The sequence below is a fragment of the Okeania sp. genome, from assembly GCF_983059655.1.
In genome coordinates, this window is the sequence record NZ_CEZPJD010000831.1 from 1 (window position 1) to 3,420 (window position 3,420).

Annotated in this window: 3 protein-coding genes and 1 pseudogene; 2 read left to right on the forward strand and 2 right to left on the reverse strand. The window is 35.0% G+C overall.

Annotation, left to right across the window (positions count from 1 at the left end):
* Positions 1-48 precede the first annotated feature (48 nt).
* Complete coding sequence (locus AC3DU7_RS29025) at positions 49-696, reverse strand: RNA-guided endonuclease InsQ/TnpB family protein (RefSeq protein WP_488042726.1); 648 nt, start codon at positions 694-696, stop codon at positions 49-51.
* A gap of 319 nt (positions 697-1,015) precedes the next feature.
* Here AC3DU7_RS29025 and ychF point away from each other — a divergent pair, with 319 nt between their 5' ends.
* Entirely contained in the window at positions 1,016-2,107 is a 1,092-nt protein-coding gene (ychF, locus tag AC3DU7_RS29030; RefSeq protein WP_488042727.1) for a redox-regulated ATPase YchF, read from the forward strand.
* A gap of 26 nt (positions 2,108-2,133) precedes the next feature.
* Positions 2,134-2,505: a phage holin family protein gene (locus AC3DU7_RS29035; RefSeq protein WP_488042728.1), complete on the forward strand. Its 372-nt coding sequence runs from the start codon at positions 2,134-2,136 to the stop codon at positions 2,503-2,505.
* Positions 2,506-3,022: 517 nt separating this feature from the next.
* Here the strand turns inward: AC3DU7_RS29035 and AC3DU7_RS29040 are convergent.
* A pseudogene (locus tag AC3DU7_RS29040) lies at positions 3,023-3,337 on the reverse strand (transposase); the annotation flags it as partial.
* Between the last annotated feature and the right edge of the window lie 83 nt (positions 3,338-3,420).

A 3,420-nucleotide genomic window follows, 5' to 3' on the forward strand; every position in this document is an offset into this window, starting at 1 on the left:
TATGTTGTTAATTTATGAAGTGCATCTTTACGGATATTAGCTACTCGTCTATGCTGCGATCGCTAACTTGATTACAGCCTTATACCAATTACGAGAATGTTTAACTTTTCTACTAACTTGGCGTTGCAATTTTGCTAGCTTGTTTTGAGCTTTACGGTAAGGTTTAACACTGTTGAAAACTTCGCCAGTGCTTAAGGTTGCTAAAGTTTTTACACCTAAGTCAACACCTACTACATCAGTAATTTTTTCTGTTGAAGTCGGGGTAAATTCAAAAGCTAAACTTAGGTACCAATCATCAGCTTGTCTACTAATAGTTATTTTCTGAGTAGTTGCTTCAATTGGTTCATAGGTTTTCACCATGCCAATAAAAGGTAATTTGTGACTCCAACCATTTAATTCTATTGGCTTTCCACAATTATCAATTGTAAAAGAATCGTGTTTACCTTTCTTCTTAAACCTTGGATATTTACCTAACCCTTGAAAAAATCTCTTAAACGCTTCACCCAAGTTGATCAAAGCATATTGATAAACTTTAGATGACAAGCTCTTCATCCAGGGATAAAGTGGTTTAGTGTGATTAGTGAAAACTTCTCTCAACTTACGAGCATTAGGCTGATAACCGTCTCTGTAAGCAGCATTCCACAAACTCAAACCCCAGTTATAAACCCATCTTGAATAGCCCGCGTGTTGAGCCATCAAAGTTTTTTGTTTATTATTTAATTTGAGTTTGGTTCTGATAGATTTCATGGACATTGAGCGCAGTCTATCTAATGGTATGCTTTTTAACGCATTATACCCTTATTCGTTGATTAAGTCAATTCTCCTCCTCATTTAACAAAATAAGGTAAACAAGATTTTTTTATTTTTTGATTCTTGATTTTAAGTGAAACTTGAGGTGAGAAATCAAGATTCTTCTTTCCTTCTGCTATCCTTAGTAGATAGGCAGTTGTATAGTAACCCTACCTGTAATTTCTTTAATTTTTAACTTTTTACTTTTAATTTTTGACTTAAATTTATGCTCAGAGCTGGAATTGTCGGACTACCCAACGTCGGAAAATCTACCTTATTTAATGCTTTGGTTGCTAATGCTAAAGCGGAAGCTGCTAACTTTCCATTTTGCACAATTGAACCCAATGTTGGTGTGGTTTCGGTGCCAGATGAGCGGTTAAATGTGCTGACGAAAATTTCTAATTCTGCTCAAACTGTTCCTACTAGAATAGAGTTTGTTGATATTGCTGGTTTGGTTAAAGGTGCAAGTAAAGGAGAGGGATTAGGGAATCAATTTTTGTCTAATATTCGAGAGGTAGATGCCATTGTTCAGGTAGTCCGTTGTTTTGATAGTGAGGATATTATTCATGTTTCTGGTTCTGTCGATCCAGTGCGAGATATTGAAGTAATTAATTTAGAGTTGGCTTTGTCCGATTTAGCTCAAGTTGAACGCCGAATTGAACGGACTAAAAAACAAGCTCGTACCAGTAAAGATGCTCAGGCAGAGTTGGAAGTTTTGACAAAATTAGAGGAGATTTTAAATGAAGGTAAGTCGGTAAGAATGGCTGACTTAAATGAAGATGAATCTTTTCTAATTAAGCCTTTAAATCTCTTAACTTCTAAGCCAATAATTTATGCTGCTAATGTGTCAGAGGATGACTTAGCAAGTGGAAATGATTGGGTTGAAAAAGTACGAAATATTGCTGCTGTGGAAAATGCTCAAGTTGTGATAATTTCAGCTCAGGTAGAATCAGAATTAATTGAGTTACCGGAGGAAGAAAGAGCTGATTATTTAGAATCTTTAGGAGTAGAAGAAGGTGGGTTAAAATCTCTAATTAAGGCAACTTATGAATTGTTGGGATTGCGCACTTATTTTACTACTGGAGAGAAAGAAACTAAGGCTTGGACGATTAAAGCTGGAATGTTAGCTCCTCAAGCTGCTGGTGTAATTCATACTGATTTTGAACGGGGTTTTATTCGAGCAGAAACAATTGCTTATGAGGATTTAGTAGCTAGTGGTTCAATGACTGCTGCTAAAGAAAAAGGTTTGCTGAGGAGTGAAGGTAAGGATTATCTTGTCAAGGAAGGAGATGTTATGCTCTTCCGATTTAATGTTTAGATTTCTGTTAATTTAAGGAGAAAAAAATGGCTACTGAAGAGATTGTTAGACTGATTGTTATGTGGTTGATTACTGCTGTTAGTTTGTTTATTATTTCTAAGTTGCCTACTGGGGTAGAAATTGATGATTTTAATATTGCGTTAATTTCTTCAGCAATATTTGGACTTTTGAATGTATTTGTACGTCCAGTTTTGAATACTTTAGCTTTGCCAGCTAACATACTTGTTCCTGGTTTAGTTACTCTAGTTGTTAATCTTGTTATCTTTGGTTTAGCTGCTTGGCTAGTAAGTGGATTTCGACTACGTTGGGGATTTTGGAGTGCGTTAATTGGTTCTTTAGGACTAACTTTTATTAACTCTTTTCTTTATGAGTTACTGAGCAAAGGATTAGCCAGTTAGGCAGCAGTTAAATTATCAACATTTATGGGTAATTTGAGATTTATTTAAAATTGATATCTAGTAAATTATCCACTTTTAGTGAAGTAGAGTAGGCAGTAGAAAACTACTAATTGTGTCTACTCTCTCTGCCTTTATTTGATATCTAAGCTTTACCTGCAGTGCATTAATTAGGGTCTGTTGAATAAATGGGTTGCTGGAGTAGGACACGGGGACGTACCAGATGCGGGGACGGGTAGATTTGTGGGGAACAGGTAATGGTTTCGGCCATTTTATGTGAATAAATTTTCTTGAATTTCAGCAGAAAATTTCAGTCAATTGATGCCAGTAAGAGCCATAAACTAGGAGATAAATTGAATATAAAAAGCTTTATTACCTTATATATCCTGATTTTTAGCTTTAATTATCAAGCACTTTTTTGAGATAGCAAAGGAAGCTTTTCCAGCTTTCGCATTTCATGAATTTCAATCCATTCATACTTAATAAATCTCCAGAGAATTTCAATTAAGTTATGCTTGAGTTAGTAAGTTGGTAACCAAAATATTTCTAAATTTTTCCCCTTCCACTCTTCTAGTTTTTCGATGATTTTATCACTCGTGTGGATTGGTGCTTTATCCATCACTACTACAGTAACTTTAGTTAAACCCTCACTAAATTTATCTAAAAAATTTATCACCATTTGACTATCAATTATTCCCTGGTGTATTACGTAATTTAATTCGTTTTTACATCCCATTAATCCCAGAATATTAATTCTTTTATTTTGGCAACTATTTATAGTTATCCTTTCTGATTTTTCCTGCCATCCATAGGGAATCTCTGGCTTCAAATAAAATCCACTTTCATCTCAATATCTTACAGCAGTTTTCATTTGGGTAAACCACAGTAAGGACGTTCCATGGAACGTCCCTACAAGGT